Annotated in this window: 2 tRNA genes and 2 rRNA genes; all 4 read right to left on the bottom strand. The window is 49.7% G+C overall.

Annotation, left to right across the window (positions count from 1 at the left end):
• Positions 1-744, bottom strand: a 23S ribosomal RNA gene (locus tag JaAD80_RS31285); the annotation flags it as partial.
• A 250-nt stretch (positions 745-994) separates the two neighbouring features.
• Positions 995-1,070, bottom strand: a tRNA-Ala gene (locus JaAD80_RS29335).
• 24 nt (positions 1,071-1,094) lie between these two features.
• Positions 1,095-1,171, bottom strand: a tRNA-Ile gene (locus JaAD80_RS29330).
• A 100-nt stretch (positions 1,172-1,271) separates the two neighbouring features.
• Positions 1,272-1,543, bottom strand: a 16S ribosomal RNA gene (locus JaAD80_RS29325); the annotation flags it as partial.

Here is a 1,543-nt window from a genome sequence, read left to right as displayed (position 1 = left end):
ACGGCGACAAGGTGCTGGTGCTCAGCCATGTCTCCAAGTTCGGCGGCAAGAGCTTTGAAATGGAACACATCATGCACATCGGCGACGAGCAGRCTGATCGCCCTATTCGGACTCGATTTCTCTACGGCTTCCCTATATGGTTAACCTTGCCACTGAATGTAAGTCGCTGACCCATTATACAAAAGGTACGCAGTCACGGAACAAGTCCGCTCCTACTGTTTGTATGCACACGGTTTCAGGATCTATTTCACTCCCCTTCCGGGGTTCTTTTCGCCTTTCCCTCACGGTACTGGTTCACTATCGGTCGATTACGAGTATTTAGCCTTGGAGGATGGTCCCCCCATATTCAGACAGGATGTCACGTGTCCCGCCCTACTTGTCGTACGCTTAGTATCACCGGTCCAATTTCACATACGGGGCTATCACCCACTATGGCTCCTATTTCCAGAGGATTCTGTTATCGGTCCGACTATCACGTACAGGCTCTTCCCATTTCGCTCGCCGCTACTTTGGGAATCTCGGTTGATTTCTTTTCCTGCAGCTACTTAGATGTTTCAGTTCGCCGCGTTCGCCTTGCATACCTATGTATTCAGTATGCAATACCCTAAAAGGGTGGGTTGCCCCATTCGGAAATCTGCGGATCAAAGTGTGTTTGCTCACTCCCCGCAGCTTATCGCAAGCTACTACGTCCTTCATCGCCTGTAATCGCCAAGGCATCCACCATGTGCACTTATTCGCTTGTCCCTATAACGTTAGCCTCTGAAGACCGAAGTCATCAAAGAGCGCTACAGGGATAAGAAAGTACAACGTTGTTGCTTGTTTGTTGATACATACAATCATTACCCATCAAGTCGCCTCATGCATTGCTGCACGCATAGACTTGATCAATAAATAATCTTTACTTCTTCCAGATTGTTAAAGAACGAAACAGCTTTGATCGCTAAAAGATCAAACCTAAACCTACCGGCTTACGTTTGCACTTTCAAGTAAAACGTGGTGGAGGATGACGGGATCGAACCGACGACCCCCTGCTTGCAAAGCAGGTGCTCTCCCAGCTGAGCTAATCCCCCGGGAATGTACGACACGGGTGTTACTGGTAGGGCTGGTTGGACTCGAACCAACGACCCCCGCGTTATCAACACGGTGCTCTAACCAGCTGAGCTACAGCCCCAACGCGGAACTACTACGACTACTGTTTCTTCTTAATTAAACAGCCGATAAGTGTGAACATTTGATGCGTGAACCATTTACATGATTCGTGCAAACTCTAGAAAGGAGGTGATCCAGCCGCACCTTCCGATACGGCTACCTTGTTACGACTTCACCCCAGTCACGAATCCTACCGTGGTAAGCGCCCTCCTTGCGGTTAAGCTACCTACTTCTGGTAAAACCCGCTCCCATGGTGTGACGGGCGGTGTGTACAAGACCCGGGAACGTATTCACCGCGACATGCTGATCCGCGATTACTAGCGATTCCAACTTCATGCAGTCGAGTTGCAGACTACAATCCGGACTACGATACACTTTCTGCGATTAGCTCCCC

The sequence above is a fragment of the Janthinobacterium sp. AD80 genome (assembly GCF_002878455.1).
In the GTDB taxonomy this organism is placed as follows: Bacteria; Pseudomonadota; Gammaproteobacteria; order Burkholderiales; family Burkholderiaceae_D; genus Janthinobacterium.
The sequence above is the reverse complement of the archived record's forward strand: the minus strand, read 5'-3'. Positions and strand labels throughout refer to the sequence as shown.